The organism is Paenibacillus glufosinatiresistens (assembly GCF_031470375.1).
GTDB lineage: Bacteria > Bacillota > Bacilli > Paenibacillales > Paenibacillaceae > Paenibacillus_AQ > Paenibacillus_AQ glufosinatiresistens.
In genome coordinates this window covers 141,075-165,707 of the sequence record NZ_JAVFHT010000005.1, presented here as the reverse complement: position 1 = coordinate 165,707, position 24,633 = coordinate 141,075, and the positions used below count along the sequence as shown (strand labels likewise).

Sequence of the window (24,633 nt, the reverse complement as noted above, 5' to 3'; positions counted from 1 at the left end):
AAAGGAGTGATCCTCATGATTCGAGGTTTATATACGGCTGCTGCCGGGCTTGTGACCCAGCAGCGCAGACATGACACGGCGACCCAGAATATCGCCAACCTGAATACGACCGGATACAAGCAGGTCGACAGCGTGAGCCATTCCTTCCCGGAAGCGATGATTACGGCCATGCAGGGCGGCGTTCGCCAGCCGATCGGCAAGCTGAACACAGGGGTGTTCGCGGAACAGGCGATTAACCAGTACCGGCAGGGCGATCTGATCGAGAGCGGCAAATCCACGGACTTCGCGCTCGCCGGCGAACTGGAGGCCGTCGATCCGGCCACGGGCCAGAATATTGTTTTTGATGCGACAGGCAAATTCATTAATGACCAGGGCGAGGTCAAGTACCGGCCGCAGGCATTCTTTGCGCTGCAGGACGCCAGCGGCCGGGCGCTGTACACCCGGAACGGAAGCTTCGCCGTCACGGCGGCGGGCGAGGTGCTGAGCAGCGAGGGATACCGGGTGCTCGGCGCCGACGGGCAGCCGCTGACGCTGAAGGGCGATGCGCTGAACGTTGCGGACGGCGGCCTTCGCGTGGACGGACAGGGCCGGATTCTGGACAAGACCGGACGGCCTTCGGGCGCAGCGATCGGCATCAGCGTGGTGGACAACCCCGAGAAGCTGGTCCGGGACGGCAGCGGTGTCTACCATGCCGAAGACGGAGCCGGAGTACGGCAGCCGACGACCGCTGACAATATTGATCTGCGCCAGGGCTATGTTGAAGGCTCCAATGTTGACGCGACCCAGGTCAGCGTCGATCTGAATGCCGCTTATCGCGCCTATGAAGCGAATCAGAAGCTGATTCAGATCTATGACACCAGCCTGCAGAAGACGGTCAACGAAGTCGGCCGAGTATAAGGGAGGAACGGGTAAATGAACAACTCCACCATCAGCGCGCTGGTCTCGATGAACGCCATGCAGCAGCGGCTGGATCTGATCGCCGATAATATTGCTAACCTGAACACGGCCGGCTACAAGACCAAGGAATCCTCGTTCGAGGATACGCTGACCCGAGTCCAGCAGCAGTCCAAGGATTATCAGATGGACGGCCGGGCTACGCCGCTGGGCTTCAATCTGGGATTTGGCAGCCAATTGTCGCTGCGCGGAGCGAACTGGGAGCAGGGAGCGATGCAGGAGACGGGCAATCCGACCGATCTGGCGCTGCAGGGGAACGGGTTGTTTGCCGTGTCGGTAGGCGGAACCACTACTTATACCCGTCAGGGGGATTTTCATTTTGAGCCCGATTCCGCCAATGCCGGCCGGATGCGTCTGGTGGACAACAGCGGAAATGCGGTTCTGAACACGGCGGGGGCGCCGGTTACGGTGCCGGTTGGGGTGGACGCTGCCATCAACGAGAAGGGCCAGGTGCTGACCAAGCGGGGCGAGAACGAGCCGGCGGTGGTTGCTTCCACGCTGAAGATTGTCGCTCCGCGGACCGAGAACGTTCTCCAGGCGGTCGACGGCAGCCGGTTCGTGCTAGCCGCCGGGCTGACCGAAACGCAGGCCTTCAGCGCGGCCGGCAATGCGGCGGTTGATGATCCGGCATCGGGCGTCGGCGTCCGCTCGGGGTATCTGGAGCAGTCGAACGTGGATCTTGGCAAGCAAATGTCCGAATTAATGATGGTCCAGCGTAATTATCAGCTGGCCGCCCGGGCGCTTTCCTCCGGGGACCAGATGCTGGGCCTCGCCAACACTATGCGCGGGTAGGTGATGCAATGAGCCGTCAGGCTGAAGAACAGGTCAAGGACGGGGAACCGCCGCAGAAGCGGCGCAAGCGTTCGGCCTGGAAGATCATCCAGTGGTTCCTGATTCCCCTGCTGCTGATTGCCGCCCTCGGCGGCGGCCTTGTTACCGGATACGTGGTAATGGGCAAGAAAGAGATCGCCGATGTGTTCCAGTGGAGCACATGGCGGCATGTGTATGATCTGGTCTTTGCCTCCTGAGGCAAAGCATTCCGTGAAGCGGACTCCCTTGTGCATTTCCTGTGCAAAGGGAGTTTTCTTTTTGTTCAAGGAATGGGTATAATGAGGGGGACTGTCAACGCAAAAGGGCCCTCTTGGCGAAGGCCCCTTATTTTAACCTCCACTTCTGCAGCGGGTGAAGGATATCTGTTATTCTTGCCTGCTCGGACGCTGTTTATGCATGCCTGTGAATGGGGAAGGAGTTATCGTCACATGATGGATGTCAATCAGATTCAAGAGATTATTCCGCACCGGCCGCCGTTTCTTCTGGTGGACAAGATTATCGAGATTGAGATGGGCAAGCGGGCCGTCGGTCTCAAGAATGTAACGGTGAACGAGCCGTTCTTTACCGGACATTTTCCCGGCTATCCGGTAATGCCCGGCGTCCTGATCGCCGAAGCGCTGGCCCAGGTCGGTGCCGTCGCCATCCTTGGCGTAGAGGCCAACCGCGGCAAGATCGGTTTTCTGGCCGGACTGGACGGATTCCGTTTTCGGGGACAGGTGGTGCCCGGAGATACGCTGACGCTTGAAGTGGAGATTACCCGGCTCAAAGGCAGCATCGGCAAGGGAAGTGCGGTTGCCAAGGTTGGAGACAAGAAAGTGGCCGAAGGCGAGATTATGTTTGCTCTGAATTAGACCATAGAGATGAAGGAGAGATTCTGATGACTGAACTTAGTCCAAAAGCTGCTGAGACCCTGGAGCGATGGCTGCAGGACGCATCCGTGGACGAAGAGACGAAGGCGGAATTGCGTGCCCTGGAGAATGACCCGAAGGAGCTGGAAGAGCGCTTCTACCGGGATCTGGAATTCGGTACGGGAGGACTTCGCGGCGTCATCGGCGCGGGAAGCAACCGCATCAACCGCTATACCGTGGGCCGGGCGACGCAGGGCTTTGCCCAATTCATTCTGGAGAGCCATTCGGGAGAAGGACGCCCGTCAATCGTCATTGCCCATGATTCGCGGCGTTTCTCGCCGGAATTCGCGCTGGAAGCGGCGCTGGTGCTGGCCGGCAACGGGATCAAGGCGTATCTGTACCCCTCCCTGCGTTCCACGCCGCAGCTCTCGTTCAGCGTCCGCCATTTGAAGGCGACCGGCGGCATTGTCATCACCGCTTCTCATAATCCGCCGGAGTATAACGGTTACAAAGTGTACAACGCCGAAGGCGGACAGCTGGTACCGCACGAAGCGGAGAAAGTTATTTCCTACATATTCCAGGTTGATTCCTTCGACGCCGTCAAGCGGATCACCCGGGAAGAAGCGGAAGCCGCCGGCCTCCTGGAATGGCTGGGCGAACGCGAAGACGAAGCGTATGCAGATACGGTTGCAGCCGTAAGCGTGGGCGCCGAAGAAATCCGGAACCGTCTGGGCGGGGATTTCAAAATCGTCTACACGCCGCTGCACGGCACCGGCAATCTGCCGGTCCGGCGCGTGCTGGAGAAGGTGGGCTTTACTCAGGTAACCGTTGTTCCCGAGCAGGAACAGCCGGATTCCGAATTCTCGACGGTGAAGTCGCCGAATCCGGAGGAACGGGAGGCCTTTACGCTCGCCATGAAGCTCGGCGAGGAGATTGGCGCGGATCTCTTGATCGGAACCGATCCGGATGCCGACCGCATGGGCGCCGTTGTGCGTGACAACGAAGGCAAATTCGTCGTCCTCTCCGGCAACCAGTCCGGCGCCATCATGATCTACTACTACCTCAGCCGCCTGCAGGAGCAGGGCAAGCTTCCGAAGAACGGCGCCGTCGTCAAGACGATTGTTACGAGTGAAATGGGCGCCGCCGTCGCCGAACATTTCGGAGCCACCGTATTCAATACGCTGACCGGCTTCAAATATATCGGCGAGAAGATGACCCAATTCGAAGAGTCCGGCGAATACACGTATTTGTTCGGATACGAAGAGAGTTACGGCTACCTGGCCGGCGGCTACGCGCGGGACAAGGACGCGATTGTCGCCTCGATGCTGATCGCCGAAGCCGGCGCCTACTATAAGGCGCAGGGGAAGACGCTGTACGATGTGCTCCAGGAACTGTATGCCAAGTTCGGTTATTTCCTGGAGAGCCTGGAGTCGCGGACGCTCAAGGGCAAGGACGGCGTCGCCCAAATTCAGGGCATTATGACCGACTGGCGGAGCAACCCGCCGACCGAGATCGCCGGGGCTTCCGTTCGCGAAGTGCTGGATTATTCGCTCGGTCTTGACGGTCTGCCGCAGGAGAATGTGCTGAAATATCTGCTGTCCGACGGCTCCTGGTTCTGCCTGCGTCCGTCCGGCACCGAGCCGAAGATTAAGGTTTACTTTGCCGTTCGGGGCAGCTCTGTCGAGGATGCGCGGAGCAAGGTGGCTGCCCTTTCCGGGGAAGTCATGGCGCGCGTCGACCGGCTTTCCTAAGCGGAAACGTCACGAAATATAGAACCTGTTAGGAACACTCAAAGTCTGGTGCGCCGCTGCGGTTTGTCGGCGTCACCGGACTTTGTGCCTGAAATGACAAGCAAGCTGTAAGACAAGCAGTCCTGAAGTGGAAGGACAAGCTTCGCGAGGAGGAACCTGAAGTGTTGCAGAAATGGCAGCAATGGAATATCGCTTCACGTAAATGGCTCTGGATTCTGGTGATTATCGGCGTGGGCTCTGCGCTGTTCGTCGCTAATGACCGCCTGAAGACGGAACGGTCGTCCAAGACCGTGGAATTTGTCTTTGATTACCGGGATTTGACGGAGGCGGCCAGTTACCGGGCCAATCCGCAGGATTACGCAGCTGAGCAGTTGGACCGCCTGAAGGCAGCCGGCGTCGGCAGTGTCGCCGTGTACGAGAGCACGCTCGAAGATTACCGGAAGGCGCGCCGGGCGATGTTCTGGGGAGCCCAGGATATTGCGAACCTGACCGACAGCGTCATTCCGGAGAATGAGAATTATACGTACGTGCTGTTCACCAGCGCAGCCAACTACGACGCTCTGGCGTCGGGCATCCGCGACACGTTCGAACGTCTGGATATTCCCGTCACCAACTGGACCTTCCGCGGCCAGCGGGGGCTCATCATCCGGACGCCGCTGGAGGACGCACTGCTCAAGCCGATTGCGCCCGATCCGGTGACGTTGGAGATGCTGCACCAGAAGGGCTTCCGGATCGTTCCCCGTATGGTGGACTCGCTCCCATACGATGAAGCTTCGATGGAGAAGCTGTTCGACCTTTATCAGAGTCTCGGGGTGACCCGCGTTCTGTTCGAGGGCGAATCCGTTAAGGGCTTCAACGACGATCAGGACCAGGGCAGTCTTACGGCCTTTGGCAATCTGCTGAAGAAACACGGCATCGGCATCGCTGCCATCGAGAACATCAAGCAGCAGCAGAAGGGGTTCTCCAAGCTGGCGTATAGGCTGGATTACAATGTAGTCCGTCTTTATTCCCTGAGCGAGAAAGACTCTTCCATCAGTGCGCAGACCATCGCTGACCGGTTCGCGCTTGCAACCAAAGACCGGAATATCCGCATGCTCTATCTGAATACCGCGCCGGCCCGCAACACGGCCAAAGCTCAGGTAACCGACAGCATCGACAACCTGATCAAGAGCCTGGAGGGACCGGACGGAGCCATCGCCAAAATCGAAGGCAACGGCTTCACCATCGGTCCGGCGACCGCGTTTGACGTTGCCGATTCTTCCTTGCAGCGCTACTTTAAGCTCGTAGCCGTTATCGGGGCCATCGCGCTGATCGCGCTGATGATTTCGTACTTCGTGCCGTGGCTGACGCTCCCGGCCTGGGCGCTGGGCCTTGTGGGCAGCGCAGGCTTGTACGTGCTCAAGCCGGTGCTGTTCGAGCAGGCGCTCGCCCTGCTGGCCGCCATTAGCGCGCCGACCGTGGCAGTCGTGCTGGCAATCCGGCGATTGAACCGGATGGGTCCGCCCCTTGTACGCAAAGACGGCACCGGCGCACGGATATCGTCTTCTTTCGCGGCAGAGACCCCTTTGCGGCGTCTGGGCCGCACCTTGGCGCTCTATGTGCAGACGGCTGTCATTTCGCTGTGCGCCGTACCGTTCGTCATTGCTCTGCTGAACAATATTACCTACAGCCTGGTGCTGAACCAGTTCCGGGGCGTAAGCCTTCTGCATCTGGCGCCGATTGCGCTGGTGGCGCTGTACGCCCTGCTGTACCGCGGCGAGTTCGTGCTGAATCAGACCGGCAGACTCCTCCGGACGCCGATCAACCTGGCTATGGTGCTCGCGGTAGGCGTTCTGGGCATCATCGGGATGTATTACCTGAGCCGGACCGGCAACAGCGGCAGCGCATCCTCGGTGGAACTCAGCTTCCGGACGTTCATGGAGAATACGTTCGGGGTCCGTCCTCGAAGCAAAGAGTTCCTGCTGGCGCATCCGTTCTTCATTCTGGGCGGCTTCCTGGCCCTGAAATACCGGAATGCGATCTTCCTGATGGTCGTCGCCGTTATCGGCCAGCTGTCGATGGTGGACACCTTCGCCCATATTCATTCCCCGATCAAGATTTCGATTGTGCGCGATCTGCTCGGTCTGGGCCTCGGTCTTGTCCTGGGTCTCGTGCTGGTGCTGGCTTGGCAAATTGTTGAAGGGTGTTGGAGAAAATGGTCGCCCCTGCTTACCAAGTAGTGCTGTCCGGCTATTACGGCTACCGCAACAGCGGGGATGAAGCGGTGCTTCAGTCCATTCTGATTGCGCTGGACCGCTGGTCGCGGGAGCTCGGCGTGCAGATTGTGCCCGTTGTGCTCTCGGGCGATCCCGCCTGGACAACCGCCGCCTATGGCGTCCGCGCGGTGCCCCGGATGTCGCTCGGCGAAGTGCGCCGGGCGATTGCGGAGAGCGACGCGCTGATCAGCGGAGGCGGCAGTCTCCTTCAGGATGTCACCGGCGCCAAAAGCATCCCGTATTATCTGGGCGTCATTAAACTGGCCCAGATGCTGGGCAAGCCAAGCTTTGTCTATGCCCAGGGCATCGGCCCGGTTAACCGGAAATGGTTCTATCCGATGATTCGCTCGGTGTTCCGCCGCTGCAAGCTGATCTCGGTGCGGGACGAGCAGTCCCGGGCTCTGCTGTTGTCGATGGGACTGAGAGCGGAAGATGTCCAGGTCGTTCCCGATCCGGTCATGGGATTGAAGCTTCCCGGAGAGGAGGACGGCGGGGGCCTGTCCCGCGTTCTTCCGTCCGAAGAGACCCTTCCTTGCATCGGCGTTTCTGTACGCTTCTGGGAGAAGGACCGGAGGGAGCTGGACGCGATAGCCGACGGCCTGCGCCAAGCCTGTCAATCCCGCCCCTTGCATATCCGGTTTCTGCCCTTCCATGTTCCATCCGACATCGAGGCTTCCCGATACTGCATGGAGCGTCTCGGGGAAGTTCCGATGGCAAGCGGAGGAAGCGTCAGCATCGCCGAGCCGGATGACCGTCCCCAGTCCATGCTGCGGGAAGTCGGGGAGTGCAGTCTTCTGCTCGGCATGAGACTGCACAGTCTGATCTATGCCGCGGGACGGCGGGTGCCGGTTATCGGAATTTCATATGACCCGAAGATCGACCATTTTCTGAGCCGTCTGGATGTGAAGCCGGTCGGAACCACGGAGTCGCTGGACGCCGATCTGCTCGGTGAAGAAGTGCTCCGGCTGCTGGAACACGGAACGGAGTGGCTGGTGGAGCGTGAGGAACGAATCGCTGCGCTGGTTCGCGAAGCCGAGGCTCCGGCCCGATATATCGTTGATTATTTTCGCCGCAAAGGGTGATTCCAAGTGAAAGACAAAGGCCGTGTGCCTGCAGTGCCGATATTTGGCATTCCCGTATCCAAAATGAATATGGCCGAGACCGTGGAGTATTTAAAGGAAGCGGTTCAGTCCCGCCGTCCCCACCATGTCATTACCGCGAATCCGATCATGGTGATGACGGCGCTGGAGAATCCGGCTTATCTGTCGATTATGAAGTCCGCGGAACTTATCGTTCCTGACGGAACCGGCGTAGTCTGGGCGGCTACCAAAGGCGGCGATCCGATCCCCGAGCGGGTCGCCGGCTTTGATCTGTTACATGAATTATTGAAGGCAGGAGAACACTATCATTGGAAAGTGTACCTCCTGGGCTCCACCTCCGAAGTGATTCAGGAAACGGCAAGACGGTTACAATTGCAGTATCCGGGGGTCGTGATCGCCGGCTATCGCGACGGGTTCTTCGGACCGGCGGAGGATGAGCAGGTGGTCGCTGAAATTGCGCGCACTGAATCGGATCTTCTGTTTGTCGCCAGAGGGGCGGACACCCAAGAGCCTTGGATCTCCAAGTATAAGGAACAGCTTGCCATTCCGGTGATGATGGGGGTTGGAGGAAGCTTTGATGTAATCTCCGGCAAGTCCAAGCGGGCTCCGATTGCCTTCCAGAAACTGCGTCTGGAATGGTTTTACCGGCTTCTTAAAGAGCCGACCCGTTACAAAAGAATGCTTGCGCTGCCGAAATTCGCAGTAAAAGTGCTGCGGGAGAAAGATACGGTAACGAAACGCGGCTAAAACCCGCGTTTTTTCTGAAAATAAACAAAAAACCGCCGATTTGGACTATTGGATTTGACAAAACAACGGCGTATAATTCATTGCGGTAGAGAAATGGGGGTCGACTGAACCAATGTTAATGATTTACATCGCCGGATTTATCGTCTGCATGGGACTGGCTCTGTGCCTCACGCCGCTCGTCAAGCAATTCGCCATCAAGATTGGCGCGACGGATGTGCCGAATGCGCGGAAAGTGCATACGAAGATTATGCCGCGCCTCGGTGGGCTGGGTATTTTTCTGGCGTTTGTATTGGGCCTGTTGGCCGTATCGCCTTTTATCCCGTATGATTTTTCCGCTCGGGAATTGGACTTTATTCAAGCGCTGCTCAGCGGCGGCGGCCTGATCGTGCTTCTCGGCGCGCTGGACGACCGGTTTGAGCTGTCGGCCAAGGTCAAGCTCCTTGGACAGATTGCGGCAGCCTGCATCGTCGTATTCGGATTCGATATTACAGTGGACTTTGTAAATATTCCATTTAACAACAGCTATTCTTCGCTGGAGAGCTGGGTTGCTATTCCGCTGACAATCTTCTGGATTGTCGGCGTGACGAACGCCGTTAACCTGATTGACGGGCTGGACGGGCTTGCGGCCGGCGTATCCGGCATCGCCATCGCCACAATGGCAACGATGGCCTTTATTATGGGCAATGTGATGGTGGCGATGCTGTGCCTGCTGCTGCTCGGCAGCATTGTAGGATTTCTGTTCTTCAACTTTCATCCGGCCAAAATCTTTATGGGCGATACCGGCTCGCTCTTCCTTGGCTTCTGTCTTGGCATGCTGGCGCTGCTTGGCTTCAAACAGATTGCCGTTGTGTCCTTTATTACGCCGCTCTTGATTATCGGCGTTCCGCTGTCCGATACCTTCTTTGCGATTGTACGCCGGAAGCTGCAGAAGAAACCGATCTTTGCTCCGGATAAAGGCCACCTGCATCACTGCCTGCGGGAGCTGGGATTCAGCCACCGCCAGACGGTGCTCATTATTTATGGCATTGCCGCTTTCTTCGGCGTACTGGCCGTGATTCAATCCTCCTCGGCGCTTTATGAAGCGAACTGGGTAACCTTCGTCGTCATCTGCATTATGCTCTTCTTCCTGCAGATCGGCGCGGAAGTTATCGGACTGGTCGGACAGACGAAGAAGCCGCTTTTAAGTTTTCTTTCGAGAGTATTCATGAAGGTCAGCCCCGAGAAGGGGTCTAAATCTTAATTTTCCAGCCTGGATGTACTAAGGCTGACCATGAAGCCTCGCTCCTGACAGGAGCGAGGTTTTTTGGTATTTCCCTAATCATTGATTTGCCCCCTTCCGATAAAAGAAAAAGAGAAGACATCAACCGCCGGTACAGACAGACAGCAATACCAAAACAGCAGTAGGAGGTTTCACAAGTGACCAAACGTTTCAGAAGATTAGGCAGTTTTGTCATGGCAGCCGTACTCCTGTTCTCGACGCTTGCGGCTTCGGGAGCAGCATCCGCGGCGTCCGGTCAATACTTTACGTTTACCAAATTCAGCACGTCCCAGGCTTCTCCGACCAGTGTCAACACCAGCACGGTCGATGTAGAGGGCAGCTTTAACGGGGTGTCTGCGGACAGCCTGTATTACAAAGTGGTCGGCCTTGTCAACGGCGTCGAGGTACCCGGATCCAACGGGACCGACGTCAAACCTACGATTACAAACGAAAAGTATTTTTCGTTCCCCAACGTAAAGCTGACGCAGGGGCTTAACCGGATTACGATCTACGGTACAACCTCCGACGGAACGGTAGCTACCGGAGAGGCTTACGTCAATTTCTCCAACGTCCCGGCGATCTACAACATCAAGCTGCCGGACGGCACGCCGCTGAGCGACAGCCAGCCTACGCTGATCAATACGGAAGGCTTAACGCTCACGCTGGAAGCTCCGAACGCCACCGAAGTTCTGATTAATTCGTCCAAAATGTACAGTGGCGGCAGTTCCACTTTTGTTATCGCCGACTACAAGCTGACCCCTGGCTATAACAAGCTGACATTTGTCGCAACGACAGACGGAGGAACCCGGACGTATTCGGTAACGCGCGAAGTTATATATGCGCCGGTGAGCACAGGGATTTCGCACGGTACCAAGCTGAACGGTCAACCCATCGACAAAGGCGATGTGATTACCAGTTCTTCCGACGGGAAATTGACGGGGTCGATCACCTTTAAGATTCCGGAGACCAACCCGGCTCCGGCTCTGCAAAATGTTACTGTTCAGATCAAGAATACGACAACGGGCAGCAACCTTACTTTTGATAATGGAACCTCAACCAGCACAAATCTCGCCCTTGGAGCGGGCACGGTATCCGGCGAGTTCATCACCTTCCCTTATAGCAGTGCAGTGGACATTCCGAAGCTAACATCCAACGGCAACTACACCATTATTTTCGGAGGCACTTATGACGGGAAGAGCATCGCCCCGGTCAATTTTATTTTCCGCGATGCTTCTACGCCTTATATTACCAGCATTCAACAGCTGTACAGTCCTTCGGTCAACAGTTCGGTTGTGTCCTATACGTCTTCGGGAGTATTTAGTACGAATACCAGCCTATTTCAGCTCCCGCTCTGGCTTGTAGTCAAGACCAGCGACAAGTCGCAGAATATAGCAATCAGCACCTTTCAGAACGGACAAGCGGTGACCGGCAATTTTTCGGCAGAGGCTAACCTGACCTCGTCCGAAGGATACCGTGTGATCAAGATTACGGGTCTGCCTCAAGGTGAACAGGCTCTGCATATTGATTTGAAGGACAAAGACGGCAATGTGGTCGATTCCCAGATTTTTGCGATCAATTATACCGCAGCCCCTTATATTGAACTGACCAATTTATACAACAACCAAATTTTCACGAATACAGGAAGCTTCAAAGAGATTACCGGCAATCTGATTAATTTCACCGCAAGCGAGAAAGGGACCGTAAGCATCTCGATCAACGGTACGGTAGTTAAGCCGACGTTATCGACGATCGACAACTCTTTTGTACTGAATACGACCAGTATTCCGCTCGTTAACGGACCGAACAAAATTACCGTGACCGGAACAGCCAACGGCATCCCGATTTCAACCAATGTAACGGTCTATTTGTTCCCCGATACGCTGCCGTCGCTGGCCGGCCTTGTTCCGCTCCCGGTTAACCAGACGACCGATCCGGATCAATTATTCGTCAAGACGGCGAATCTGGCTTATACCACCAACCAGACCAGCGCCGATATCCAGTTTGTCGTTAACAATGCGACGCAAATCGTAATCACCATTGACGGCAAGCAGGAGGTAGTAGCCAACTGGGATTCTTCCAAATGGAGCTGGTCGCCGGCATCCGCCAAGTTGTCTCCGCCGAACGGACAGAGCGGCGCCTTTACGCTGCGCGATCAAGCACTGCCTACCACCGGTCTGCGGACGATTGTAATTACGGCGCGGCTCGACAGCTCAACGGTATCCCAGGCGCTCCAGATTACCCGCGAAGTTCCGCCTTACAGCATCCTGTCGCCGAAACTGCCGAATGAGAGCATTATCAAGCAGAATTTCCTTGACGTCAGCATCAAGGCGGAAGGCGCCAACAGCATCATGATCGGCAAAACCGCAATGATCAAGGGCGATAAGGATATTTTCCGGTATCAGCTCAAAGACCTGAAGAAGGGCGTCAACACCATTAAGTTTACGATTACAACCGGCACGCAGAAGACTAACGGGAGCTTTACTGTGACCTATTCGGATGAAGTGCTGCAGGGGGCCCAGTACAAGACTTTATTGAGTTCTTCCGGGAAGCTGTCTGCCTTCCAGAACTCGGTTGTCATTAATTTCCCCAAAGGCACGATGCTGAGAGACGCGACGCCAGTCCCGGGCACGAGCAACACGCGCCAGATCAACCTGTTCAATTCACAGTACGTCTTGCTCGGCATCGCCGATAAGCAGGATGGCCGTACCGTCAAGCAGTACAATCCGGTCGGCGAGAAGGACAGCGGAGGCGTTTATCAAGACGGCAAGCTGAAGGAAGTGAGCGCCAGCTCGGGTGCCATTGCATTCCTGACGCCCAAGACGCATTACGGCTATGCTTCCAATCTGTACTGGATCGATCCGGGATACTTTGTATCCACTACGTCCATCAATGATTATGAGACCGTCGTCTCTTCGCATCCTTACAAGACCGGCAATGAGTTCTACTCCGGGCATATGGGCAAATGGCTCGAACCGACCCAGCAGGGCACCATTACGCTGAAGTATGATTCCAGTCTTGCGAATGCTGCTACCTCGAATATCTCCGTCTGGAAGAACGTAGATGGAGCGTGGTACAACATGGGCGGCAAGGTCAACACCAGTTCCAAGACGATTACGGCTACGTTTGACGGATTCGGGTATTACACGGTGATGAGCCTGCGTTACAGCTATGACGACATTGTCTCGCACTCCTATGCGCGGACCGAGCTGGAGACGATGATGGCCAAAGGAATTATGAATGCCAAGGATGCCAGCGAGTTCGGCGTATACGAGAATACGACGCGCGGAGAGTTCGCTACCATGCTTGTGAAGATTATGGGCATCCAGCTCGATTATGATCCGAACAACCTTACCTTCTCGGATGTGGTGAAGTACAGCGATTATCATTGGGATTACCGCTACATCGAGACGGCTGTCCGCAAAGGCCTTATTAAAGGGACCGCGCCACGGGTCTTCTCGCCGAACAGCGCGCTGACGCGCGAAGACGCAGCCGTTATGATTGCCAGAGCGATGAACCTGAAGCTTGGAACGGTAGAGAAGGATTTGCCGACGCTGCAAAAACAGTTCACGGATACCGGCTCGATCGTCTCCAACTACTCGGTGCCTTCCATTCTGGCAGTATATAAAGCCGGTGTGATTCCGGCGATTGCCAACAAGCTGACCAGCGGGCAGAAGAAGGCCACCTATCGCTTTGATCCTCAGGCCAAGTTCTCCCGCGCCGATGCGGCTGTTATGGCCCAGCGGATGATGGTGAAGATGAAGAAGATGTAGAGGATACGGATAGCTGCGGCAGGAGTGAGAGCCTCTTTTCCTTGGATGGGGAAGAGGCTTTTCTTCCAGTTTCCAGTTACAAATCTTTGTAATATGCCGGGATTTACGATACAATGACGTAAGAAGGTGCAAGAACACATTCACGCAAGAAGGAGAAAGCCGTAGATGAAACCGATTTTGTCAAAAGCTCAACTCGATTACATGAAAGCCAAAAACCAGTTTGAGAATAGAGCCAAGGTGCTGGAGAAAGAAATCACCGCCAAGAGAGCTACCCAGGAGATTACCCAGGAAGCTATGGAGGAACTGGTTCAGACAACCGGGTTCCACGACGCATACAATGATTTGATCCTTGCAGAGAATGCACTCATTGATTGGTCTCATTCTACGATCAAGCACGAGAAGACCTACCGCGAGAATCGGGAGGCCATTGACGCGATGTATGAGAACGTGAATTCCAGCCCCGAGAAACGCCAAGAGATGATTCAGCTATCCATGAAGATTCGCTAGATAACCCGATACAGAAAGCGCCGATTCGGCGCTTTTTTTGTTTTTCTTCTATAAAATATGATGCATGGCAAAAAAACGCGATTGGAAGAGTTTAGGGAAGAAAGGCTTGGTTTAATGAATTAACAATCGCTGTCATTCTGCACCCGGATTGCCGGAACGCATGGCTTTGGAATAAAGCTCTGAATATTTTTTGAGGAGAGCGCAACTTTTCCGAACAGCCTGCGTTTATAATGGTGAGTCACACGCAGTGCAGAAATGGGCGGCGTAAGACTCAAGGTTAATTGACCAAGCATAACGCTATGGAAAAATTAACTTTACGCGAAATGAGGCACATTGTATAATACGAAGGTAGAATTAGGAATCTAGTATTGTCATGCCCTCATAACGGTTTACCAGTTTCTGTGATACCCGTCACAGACATTATTTATACTTAATTGCTCAACTCGGGAAAGGGGGTGCATCGGCTAATGAGTAACATGAGCTACCCAACCAAACAAGATTCTCAGTTCATGAATGTTCAAGGAGGAGAAAAAAAGGTTATGAAGAAAATTTTGTCCGTAGCACTGTCTACAGCAATGGCATTCTCGATGTTTGCCTCTGTGGCTTTTGCTGATACTGCAGCAACAACTCCGCAACAGAAATTTGATGCCCTGGCAGCTAAAGGTATCCTGAACGGATATCCAGACCAGCAGGCTCACCTGGAAAAGGATCTGACTCGCGCTGAGTTCGCGAAGATCGTTACCAAGCTGTTCAACCTGAAAGAAGTTAACAACAAGCTGTCCTACAAGGACAAAGGCTACAACGCCAAGAACTGGGCTGTTCCTTACATCGAAGCTGCAACTGCTGCAGGTCTGATGCAGGGTAAAGATACTGTTAAAGGTATCTTCGACTACAACGGCAAAGTAACAGTTCAGGAAGTATCTGCGGTTCTGTTCCGCGCCCTGAAGCTGGACGCTCCGACTGCCACTGACAACAACGCTTCCGTATGGGCCAAAGGCTATGCTCAGGCTCTGATCGACAAGGGTCTGATTGCCAAGGGCACCAACTTCACAAGCAACGCTACGCGTTCCCTGGTAGTTGAAACGGTATACGCCGTTACACAGATGACCACAGCTCCGGCTGTCGTTTCCGCTGAAGCAACGAGCCCAACTGAAGTTACAGTGAAGTTCGCCAACGGCAAGGAAACGAAGGTTACTCTGACTACCGCTCTGGTAGAAGGCGTAGAAACTACAATCCCGGCCTTCACTTTTGAAGGTAACACTTACAACAACGTGAAAGTAACGCTGACGGCTCCTAAGGTTGTTGCCGCAACTGCTCCAAATGCGAAGCAGCTGGTAATTTCCTTCAACCGTGCAGTTGACGCTTCCACGCTGATTGCTGACGGCAAGCTGAAGAGCGGCGTTGTACAGGTTGTTCCTGTAGCTGGTGCCCAGAGCCCGGTAACGGTTAACGGTACTGTCGCTTCTCTGAACGATGCCAAGACAGCAGTAACAATCACGCTGCCTAACACTGAATTCATGAAGGGTCAGTACACTGTAGTGGTTACGGATGCTGTGAAGACTTCTGTTGGCACTGCATTCTCGACTTACACTTCCCTGCTGAACGTTGCTGACACAACGGCTCCTACTGTAGCAAGCGTTACGGCTGTAGCCAAGACAACAACGAACACAGTAACAGTGAAGCTGAGCGAGCCGGTTAAGAGACAGGGCGTTATTGCTTATGTCAACGGCGTAGCTTCCACAGCTACTGTATCCGACGACACTTATGACACGATTACCCTGACTACAGGTACGCTGAACAGCGGCGCAACTTATGATGTGTCCCTGCTGAACGTAACCGACTATGCAGGCAACGTTGCTAACCCGAACCCAATTAAGACATCGGTAACGGTTGTAACTGACGCTGCAGCTCCTACGGTTGCTAGCATTACTCCAGTTAGCGACACTTATGTTGATGTGAAATTCAACAAGAAGATGAGCTACGAGTCCTTTGTTGGTAACGTAAGATTTGTGGATGCCTATGGCAAGAGCCTGCCGCTGGCAGTCAACACGACTTCCAACAGCGACACGATTCGCCTGACACTGCCTACTAGCCTCACATTCCCAACTAACAACACGCTGGCTGCTTCGCTTGAATTCGGAGCAACAGTTCGTGATACGCTGGGCAACCAACTGGGCGCTGCAGTAACACAGCCGGTGACGGTTGTTAAAGACACTACTGCTCCTACGCTGGTAAGTGCTGTCTACACAAGCGGTAAGGGATTGGTCGTAACATTCAGCGAGAATGTTCAGGCTAACCTGACTACCGGAATGAGACTGATCAATGAGACAATTGGTCAGGTGGAAGCTAAAGACTTCAGCGGTGCGAAGGTATCTGATGCTACTGTAACATTCCCGAATGTTACTCTTGGTGCAGGAACTTACACGCTGAGCCTGCCGGCTGAATTTGTACTTGACGTATCCCGTTCGAAGAACAAACTGGCTGCTTCGAGCACAACTGTAACTGTGGCTGCTGGTACTGCTGCTGCTGATACAAAAGCTCCAGTTGTTACTCTCAACAGATACTTTGACAGCACCCCTACTTCGGATATCATTGTACGGTTGAATGTATCTGATGAACAAGGTCTGAGTGTCGCTTCCATCCGTGATCTGAACAGCTACACGCTGGCGGGTAAAGCACTTCCTGCTGGTTCCTCTGCTGTGCTGATTTCCTCTGATGGAACAACAACCCTTGCTCCTAAGAATGCCGTAGTAGAAATTACAATTCCTAGAGGTGCCATCAGCGAAACGAAGTCCTATGACTTTGTAGCTTACGGTATTACTGATACTGCCGGCAACCGCATGGCATCTCTTGACCCGATCCCAATGTCTCTGACTGACCGAGTAGCTCCTACACTGACTGGTGCTACAGTATCTTCCGGTGACAGCAAGGTTCTGGTTCTTTCCTTCTCCGAAGGAAGCCTGAACAATGTAGATGCTGGCGACTTCATCTTCACGATCAATGGTTCGGCTACGCCGGCTACGGTTCGTGGTACGATTACACAGGGTGCAGGCAATGATGCAGGTAAATACTATGTATCCTTCCAAAACAGCGATGCTTCTGCTGCTCTGGACCTGAACGCTGCCAGCGTGAACTCGATTTCGGTTAAGGTTGCTGATACTGCAAACATTACGGATGCGTATAGCAACAAGATCACGACTGGAACTGAAGTTTACGCGAGATAATCGCTTCCTTACCGAAGCAAGAATAGCCTCTTCGGAGGCTATTCTTTTTTTTATCACGAATTCCGAACCTCAAGGAGGAACCGATGAAACGTGCATGGAAACTGACGACCGCTGCTGCCTTGCTTCTGGGAAGCGTCTGGGGCGGGTCTCTTCTCAGCAACACCGCTTCCGGGGCTGAGGTAGGGAACCAGCCGGGTACTGCCGATGATCCGGTGGTAACAAAGAGCTACGTGGATCAGCAGATCCAGAAACTCCTGCAGGGCGGCAGCCTGCCTGCTGCCGGAACCGGAACGACGGCAACCGCAACTCCAACGGCTACTGCAAAGCCTTCGCTAACTACAGCGCCAACGGCGACGGCGACGCCAGGAACGTCGGCTGAAACAAGCAGTGTGATTGTAGATGTGAAACCGGGTCAGACGCTGATCGCATCGGCTGGGGCCGAGTTTATCGTGCGCGCCGGCAAGGCCGTTATCCGATCAGCGGATGCCAACGGTGTAGCAGATTTGACGGACGGCAAAGACCTGACCAACGGTCAGCCGGCGCCGTCGAACCATCTGCTGTCATTCCCGCGCGATGGCCGCGGGATTGCAGTTCAGGACGGCCAGAAACTTGGACTGGTCGTCATGGTAAGAGGCGGCTATACGCTCAAATAAAAGCCGGATAGGGAAGGGCCGCAGGCCCTTTTTCTAATACTAGTCTCTCCTGCTGCTGTTGGGTTTATACCGGTGTTTCTTCCAGAGCTAACAATCATTGCTGCGGGTAAGCCTGCCGTCTCCGGAACACAATAGGGATGTTATTCTATATCCTTATTGGAGGTGTATGCGTGATGGCACGCAGTAATCGCAAAGTCGTTCCGGAGAGCAAGGAAATGCTGAAACAGCTTCAGTTCGAGATTGCCGCTGAATTCGGACTCTACGGTCCGGGAATGGGCGGCGCCATGGATACGGAATTTGCCACCGAGCTTGGCATGGGCGGAATGAGTGCCTCGGGCAGAACGCCTTACCTCGGTCACTTGACCTCCAGAGAGAATGGTTCGGTGGGCGGCGAGATTACGAAACGGCTGATTCGTCAGGCGGAGCAGTCGCTCTACAGCTAGGTTATTTAGGCTTAGGCGGTTTGACACACTGGGGTAAATAGGATAGAATTCTGTTGAGGAAAACCGACCTTTTCCATGTGGAAAAGGTTTGTTTTTTTGGACAGGACGTTATTATGCAGCTTAACTCTTATATATAGAAGCAAGCAGGGAGGTAGACCATTATGTCCATCAAGGGACGGCATCTGTTCACATCGGAATCAGTTACGGAAGGACATCCGGATAAGATCTGCGATCAGATTTCTGATGCGGTTCTGGATGCCTTTCTGGCCAATGATCCCCATGCGCGTGTGGCCTGTGAAGTATCGGTTGCGACCGGACTCGTTCTGGTCATCGGGGAGATCAGCACCAAATCGGAATATGTCGATATACCGTCCATCGTGCGCAATACCATTAAGGAAATCGGATATACCCGGGCTAAATACGGCTTTGATTACAACACCTGCGCCGTGCTGACTTCGCTCAACGAGCAATCGGCCGATATTGCTCAAGGGGTAAATGCGGCGCTGGAGAACCGAGACCCGAGTCAAGTGGCAGAAGAGACGGCCAATATCGGAGCGGGGGACCAGGGGTTGATGTTCGGTTTTGCTACGAATGAAACGCCTGAATTGATGCCGCTGCCGATTGCCTTGTCGCACCGGATTGCCCGTCGCTTGTCGGAAGTGCGGAAGAACGGTACGCTGGATTATCTGCGTCCGGACGGCAAGACCCAGGTGACGATTGAGTATCAGGATGAGAAGCCGGTGCGCGTCGATACGATTGTTGTATCCACCCAGCATGCGGAAGACATTACGCTGGAACAAATCCAGGAAGACATCAAGAAGCATGTCATTGCGCCGGTTGTGCCGGAGAGCCTGCTGGATGAGGAGACGAGATATTTCATTAATCCGACAGGTCGCTTCGTTATTGGCGGTCCGCAGGGCGATGCCGGTCTGACCGGCCGCAAAATCATTGTGGATACGTACGGGGGTTATGCCCGTCACGGCGGCGGAGCTTTCTCGGGCAAGGATCCGACGAAGGTAGACCGGTCCGCTGCTTACGCCGCGCGGTATGTGGCGAAGAATCTGGTTGCAGCGGGACTCGCCGACAAATGCGAGATTCAGCTCGCTTATGCGATCGGGGTCGCCAATCCGGTATCGATCAACGTGGATACATATGGAACCGGCAAAATCTCCGAGGAGCGGCTTGTCGAGCTCGTTCGGAAGCATTTTGACCTCCGTCCGGCTGGCATTATCGCCATGCTTGACCTTCGCAGACCGATCTACAAGCAGACGGCGGCTTATGGGCATTTTGGCCGGACCGATCTGGATCTGCCTTGGGAACGAGTGGACAAGGCGGAGCAGCTGCGGGAACAGGCGGGTCTGTAAGCCGCATAACCCGATAGATGAACGTTAAGCAGTATCCTCTCTTTAAGTAAAAACAGGCCTGTTCTCGCGATGACGCGTGGGACAGGCCTGTTTTGTTTAGCAGCCTGCACCTTCCAGAGCAGATGAAAGGATGGCAGAAAGCGTAAAATTTTCGGTGAGTTTCGTAACTTTTCGGCCTAAATGCAGTCTATTAAACTGTAGAGACGCTTTCAGGCGAGCAAAGAGAGATGGGAGAGTTACGAGAAGATGAAGGAATGCAACAACGAACACCTGCATACGCATCAGGCGAAGAGCAAGCCCATGCTCCGAAACTGGGCCGTTCTTTCACTGGCGGGAGTATTATGGCTCGCTCCGGCCGCCGGAGCAGTGGGACCCGGAGCGTGGCAGCCATGGGCAATTCCTCTGGCAGGGGCTGCGTCTTCCATGACGGTATCCGCAGTCAGCCAGGAGCCGGTAACGTCCGGCGCGATTCTGAACACTTATAAATATACGACGACCCGTTCGGGGTCCAAGGCGACCGGTCGGGCGGATGTCATTCGAATTGATCTGAATAATCCTTATGTCTCCATTGATGTAATGACCGGCAAGAACGGCAAGCTGACAACACGCCAGAGCACAGGCGGAATGGCTAAGGAGACCGGAGCGGTCGCGGCGGTAAACGGCGATTATTTCAATACAGGGGGAGAGGGATCGCCAATCGGTGGACAAATTACCGCCGGAACCCTGGTCAGTACGCCGTCCCAGTTAAAGGGAATGTATGCGTTCGCGCTGACAAGCGACCGAAAGCCGATGATCGACCAGTTCACATTTGAAGGCAGCGTTACGGCAGCGGACGGTACGCCGTTTGCTCTGTCCGGAATCAACAAAGGGGCGTACAATCCGGAAGGCGGGACCTCGACTTACAGTCATGTGAACGCCATGTATGTCTATACCGATGCTTGGGCCGCCCAGGAACGTCCCAAGAACAGCAGCACGACGCCGACGGAAGTGCTCGTTGAGAATGGCGTGATCACTCAAATTTCGGAGTCGGGCGCGGCGGGGCTGCCTATCAGCGTACCGGCCGGAGCTTATATCCTGCGTGCGCATGGCACCGCAGCCCAGTATGTGCGCGACCATCTGGCGGTTGGGCAGCCAGTTCAGACTGCCTACGGCCTGCGTTCGCTGACGACCGGGCAGACGGTGGACCCGGCTTCGCTGCAGATGATGATCGGCGGCCATACCATTCTGGTGGACGGCGGCCAGGCAACGAGCTTCTCCCGTTCCGTCAATGACTTGAACGGCTACCGCGCCCGGACGGCGCTTGGCTATTCCCAGGACGGACGCTATGTCTACATCGTCGCGGTAGAGAAGAACAGCAACAGTTCGGGTATGTCGCTGACCGAATTGCAGACCTTCATGACGCAGATCGGGGTTTATAAAGGGCTTAATCTCGATGGAGGAGGGTCTACCACTATGGTAGACCGGCCGCTCGGGGAAACGTCGACAACGCTGACGTTCAACACAGAGTATGGCACCGAGCAGCGAAGCGTGGTGAACGGACTTGGCGTCTACACGAGTGCGCCTCAGGGCGAAGTGAAGGGCATTATTCTTAGCGGGAGCAAGTCTCTGTTAATCGGTCAGCAGGCCAGCTATTCCATGAAGGGCTATGATACGTACTATAACCCGGTTGATGTGAGCGCCGGGAATCCCTCCTGGACGTCCAGCAACGGCAGCGTGACGGTCAGCGGAGGGACGGTGACGGGCGTGAAGCCGGGAACGGCAACGATTACGGCTTCCAGCGGCGCCGCCAAAGCAACCTCTAAAGTGACGGTTCTGGGCGGCGGCGACCTGCAGACGCTGAGCGTCTCCCCGGCAACCGGCGCGCTGGCTGCCGGCGCCTCGATTCCCGTTGCCCTGACGGCAACGCCGCGGTCGGGAGCAGCACTGGCCGTGCCCGCTTCCTCCGTGAAGTGGGAATTTGTCGGCTTTCAAGGCAGCGTGAAGGACGGAGTCCTGTCCGTCAGCGCCGTTAATCCCGGCGTAACAACCGGGTATGCGATTGCCCGCTATGACGGGTTCAGCACGGCGATCGTACTGTCCGCGGCGGCTCAGACGATGTGGGAGGATTTTGAGAACACGGCTTACCCGGTCCAGTTCACGACGAATGTCTCTGCGGTTCAAGGAACGGCAGCCATTGCGCCTGGAACCGGAGACCACGGCTCATCCAAAGTGCTGAACCTCAGCTATGACATGAGTGCCGGAAGCGGCAAAATGTACGCCTATGCGCAGTTGAACGGAACGGCCGGCAAAAGTATTCCGGCTGCGGCCACCTCCATGTCGCTGGACGTCATGGGAGACAAGAGCCTGAACTGGCTGCGCGCCGAAGTTGCAGACAGCAGCGGAGCTACAGCTTATATCGATATCGCGAAGGTGATCGACTGGCAAGGCTGGAAGAACATCCAGCTCGACCTGTCGGGTTCGGGCATCAAATTCCCGGCAGCCATGAAGCGCCTGTATGTGGTCAATGTAGCGGAAGGACAGGATGAACGGGCGAAGACGGGAACGGTGGCATTCGACAATATTGCCTTTACCATGCCCGCTCTGACCAGCGAAGCGGGGCTGCCTACCGGGACGGCCCAGATGGTGATCGGACAGAAGAAACTGACGGTCAACGGAACGGCGAAGACGATTGATTCCGCTCCGATGGTTCAGGACGGCACCACCTATGTTCCGATCCGGTACGTGCTGGACGCTTTTGGCGGCAGTGCGGCTTGGGATCCGGCGTCCCGGCATATTATGGTACTGCGGGGATCGAAAGCGCTGGATCTCACCGTGGGCCAGAAGGAGTATGTGCTGAACGGACAAAGACAATCGGCCGAGGTATCGCCGCTGCTGATCGGAGGCAGGACTTTAGTCCCGCTCCGGCTTGTATCGGAACAGCTTGGCCTGACGGTAAAATGGGAACAGAAAACGAAGACCGTTACGATCCAATCATGATATGGTAGTATAAAGAAAATTCTTTATACGAATCGAGAGAAATGGGGCTAACGTCCGTGGAATTTCAACCCGATGCCATAGATCGCGTAATCAAGAATACAATTGACGTAATGGAAGACAGCAAGTACCAGATATTCGAGATTCTTCAGACGGCCCGGGACGAGCTGGAAGCGCTGAGAAAGGAACTGGAGCGGGTTCGCGAAGAGACCAATGAGACGGTAGACAAAGTGGATAAGCTGGAGGTCGATTACCACCGTTCCCGAATCCGGCTGACGGAAGTCAGCCGGGACTTTGTCCGGTATACGGAGAAGGATATCCGGATTGCTTACGAGAAGGCTACGGAGCTTCAGCTGGAGCTGATGATGACCCGGGAAAGGGAGCTGTATTTGCGGAATCGCAGAGACGAGCTGATGAAGCGGGTGCGCAGCGTGGAGAATTCGGTAGAGCGCGCCGAAGCGATCGGCTCGCAAATGGGCGTGGTGCTCCAGTATTTATCCGGCGAGCTTGGACAGGTTACACGAATTGTCGAATCCGCTAAGAATCGACAAATTATCGGGTTGAAAATTATCCTGGCCCAGGAAGAAGAACGCAAAAGAATTGCCCGGGAAATCCATGACGGCCCGGCCCAGATGCTTGCCAACCTGGTGCTTCGGACGGAAATTGTAGAAAGAATGCTGGTTAAGCAGGAATTTGGACTGGTGCAGGACGAAGTATTAGATTTGAAAAGCCAGGTTCGTTCCAGCCTTGAAGAGATGCGGAAGGTGATCTTCAATCTCAGGCCGATGGCATTGGATGATCTGGGATTGATTCCGACGATGCGCAAGTTTGTCCATGATTTTGAGGAGAAGAACAAAATTCGAACGTCCTTTGAGACAAGGGGCAAGGAGCATCGGCTCTCTTCTGCGATGGAGGCAGCGGTCTACCGGCTGATCCAGGAGGCGCTCTCCAACGTCGCGAAGCATGCGCAGGCCACTTATGTGTGGGTGGAAATTACATATCAGGCTCAAATGATCAAAATTGTCGTCAAGGACAACGGAATCGGCTTCAACCTTCAACAGATCAAGCGGGAACAATCCAAGCGCGAAAGCTTCGGCCTGGTCGGAATGCGCGAACGGGTGGAACTGCTGGAGGGCAGGATGGAGATCGAATCCGCAGACCAAGAAGGGACTACAATCGTTATTCATATTCCGACGAATGTGGATAAGGGGAAGGAGTAATGGCGATGGAGAACCAGAACGCCGGAAAGACGCCGATCAAGGTGCTGCTGGCAGACGATCATCAGCTTTTTCGGGAAGGGCTTAAACGGATACTGAACATGGAGGAAGACATCGAGGTTATCGGTGAGTGCGGAGACGGCATTCAGGTTCTGGAATTCTGCAATACCCAGAAGCCGGACATCGTCCTCATGGACATCAATATGCCAACGCAGAACGGTGTCGAAGCGACCGAGAAGCTCCGGGAACTGTTCCCGGATGTGAAAGTGATTATTCTCTCCATCCATGATGACGAGAGCTACGTATTCGAGACGTTGCGCAAGGGAGCCAACGGCTATTTGCTGAAAGATATGGAAGCCGAATCGTTGATTAACGCCATCCGTTCCGTCTGTGAGGGCCACGCTTTTATCCACCCAAAAGTGACCGGCAAGCTGATCAATCAGCTCCGCCGGATGACTTACCTGAACGAGGCGGGCGCGATTGCCGAGACCTCCGTTAAGGAAGCGGGCGTCAAGTTTGTCGCCGGCGACAATAATCCGCTCACGCGCCGCGAGGCGGAAGTGCTGCGTCTGATGGCCGAGGGCAAGAGCAATAAGATGATCGGCGAATATCTCTTCATCAGCGAGAAGACGGTCAAGAACCATGTCAGCAGCATTCTGCAGAAGATGGAAGTCGATGACCGCACACAAGCCGTAATCAACTCCATCAAGTACGGCTGGGTTACGCTGTAAACAGAGG

General features: G+C 54.9%; 18 protein-coding genes. All 18 read left to right on the top strand.

Translation table 11 applies throughout. From position 1 onward, the window contains the following. Positions 1 to 15 precede the first annotated feature (15 nt). A complete protein-coding gene (locus RBI05_RS08540) occupies positions 16 to 897 on the top strand; it encodes a flagellar hook-basal body protein (RefSeq protein WP_150459509.1) in 882 nt (293 codons plus the stop codon). A gap of 15 nt (positions 898 to 912) precedes the next feature. Further along, the gene (locus RBI05_RS08535; RefSeq protein WP_310550774.1) at positions 913 to 1,746 is read left to right on the top strand and encodes a flagellar hook-basal body protein; all 834 of its coding nucleotides are present in this window, start codon (positions 913 to 915) and stop codon (positions 1,744 to 1,746) included. A gap of 8 nt (positions 1,747 to 1,754) precedes the next feature. Then, complete coding sequence (locus RBI05_RS08530) at positions 1,755 to 1,982, top strand: DNA-directed RNA polymerase subunit beta (protein WP_150459507.1); 228 nt, start codon at positions 1,755 to 1,757, stop codon at positions 1,980 to 1,982. A 231-nt stretch (positions 1,983 to 2,213) separates the two neighbouring features. Next, positions 2,214 to 2,636 carry a 3-hydroxyacyl-ACP dehydratase FabZ gene (gene fabZ / locus RBI05_RS08525; protein ID WP_150459506.1) on the top strand — a complete coding sequence of 141 codons (423 nt, stop codon included), beginning with the start codon at positions 2,214 to 2,216 and terminating at the stop codon, positions 2,634 to 2,636. Between the two features lie 26 nt (positions 2,637 to 2,662). Continuing rightward, positions 2,663 to 4,384 carry a phospho-sugar mutase gene (locus RBI05_RS08520; protein ID WP_310550773.1) on the top strand — a complete coding sequence of 574 codons (1,722 nt, stop codon included), beginning with the start codon at positions 2,663 to 2,665 and terminating at the stop codon, positions 4,382 to 4,384. Positions 4,385 to 4,545: 161 nt separating this feature from the next. Beyond that, positions 4,546 to 6,603, top strand: a complete 2,058-nt coding sequence (locus RBI05_RS08515) for a DUF5693 family protein (RefSeq protein WP_310550772.1) — start codon at positions 4,546 to 4,548, stop codon at positions 6,601 to 6,603. Further along, the gene (csaB, locus tag RBI05_RS08510) at positions 6,579 to 7,721 is read left to right on the top strand and encodes a polysaccharide pyruvyl transferase CsaB (protein ID WP_310550771.1); all 1,143 of its coding nucleotides are present in this window, start codon (positions 6,579 to 6,581) and stop codon (positions 7,719 to 7,721) included. The genes RBI05_RS08515 and csaB overlap by 25 nt, the downstream gene beginning before the upstream one ends. Before the next feature lie 63 nt (positions 7,722 to 7,784). Continuing rightward, entirely contained in the window at positions 7,785 to 8,486 is a 702-nt protein-coding gene (locus RBI05_RS08505; RefSeq protein ID WP_310550808.1) for a WecB/TagA/CpsF family glycosyltransferase, read from the top strand. A gap of 112 nt (positions 8,487 to 8,598) precedes the next feature. Continuing rightward, positions 8,599 to 9,726: a glycosyltransferase family 4 protein gene (locus tag RBI05_RS08500; RefSeq protein ID WP_310550770.1), complete on the top strand. Its 1,128-nt coding sequence runs from the start codon at positions 8,599 to 8,601 to the stop codon at positions 9,724 to 9,726. A 176-nt stretch (positions 9,727 to 9,902) separates the two neighbouring features. Continuing rightward, on the top strand, positions 9,903 to 13,514 hold the full coding sequence (locus tag RBI05_RS08495) for an S-layer homology domain-containing protein (RefSeq protein ID WP_310550769.1): 3,612 nt from the start codon (positions 9,903 to 9,905) through the stop codon (positions 13,512 to 13,514). Positions 13,515 to 13,679: 165 nt separating this feature from the next. Next, positions 13,680 to 14,021 (top strand): hypothetical protein, encoded by a 342-nt coding sequence (locus RBI05_RS08490; RefSeq protein WP_150459500.1) that lies wholly within the window; start codon positions 13,680 to 13,682, stop codon positions 14,019 to 14,021. A gap of 467 nt (positions 14,022 to 14,488) precedes the next feature. Next, positions 14,489 to 17,245 (top strand): S-layer homology domain-containing protein, encoded by a 2,757-nt coding sequence (locus RBI05_RS08485; protein ID WP_310550768.1) that lies wholly within the window; start codon positions 14,489 to 14,491, stop codon positions 17,243 to 17,245. A gap of 83 nt (positions 17,246 to 17,328) precedes the next feature. Further along, on the top strand, positions 17,329 to 17,898 hold the full coding sequence (locus RBI05_RS08480) for a hypothetical protein (RefSeq protein WP_310550767.1): 570 nt from the start codon (positions 17,329 to 17,331) through the stop codon (positions 17,896 to 17,898). Between the two features lie 173 nt (positions 17,899 to 18,071). Then, positions 18,072 to 18,341 carry an alpha/beta-type small acid-soluble spore protein gene (locus RBI05_RS08475; RefSeq protein ID WP_150459497.1) on the top strand — a complete coding sequence of 90 codons (270 nt, stop codon included), beginning with the start codon at positions 18,072 to 18,074 and terminating at the stop codon, positions 18,339 to 18,341. 161 nt (positions 18,342 to 18,502) lie between these two features. Then, complete coding sequence (gene metK, locus RBI05_RS08470; RefSeq protein WP_310550766.1) at positions 18,503 to 19,705, top strand: methionine adenosyltransferase; 1,203 nt, start codon at positions 18,503 to 18,505, stop codon at positions 19,703 to 19,705. Between the two features lie 246 nt (positions 19,706 to 19,951). Continuing rightward, positions 19,952 to 22,681, top strand: a complete 2,730-nt coding sequence (locus RBI05_RS08465; RefSeq protein ID WP_310550765.1) for a stalk domain-containing protein — start codon at positions 19,952 to 19,954, stop codon at positions 22,679 to 22,681. Between the two features lie 56 nt (positions 22,682 to 22,737). Beyond that, positions 22,738 to 23,898, top strand: coding sequence for a sensor histidine kinase (locus RBI05_RS08460; protein WP_310550764.1), 1,161 nt, complete (start codon positions 22,738 to 22,740; stop codon positions 23,896 to 23,898). A 5-nt stretch (positions 23,899 to 23,903) separates the two neighbouring features. Beyond that, positions 23,904 to 24,626, top strand: a complete 723-nt coding sequence (locus RBI05_RS08455; RefSeq protein ID WP_150459493.1) for a response regulator transcription factor — start codon at positions 23,904 to 23,906, stop codon at positions 24,624 to 24,626. The last annotated feature ends 7 nt before the right edge of the window (positions 24,627 to 24,633 follow it).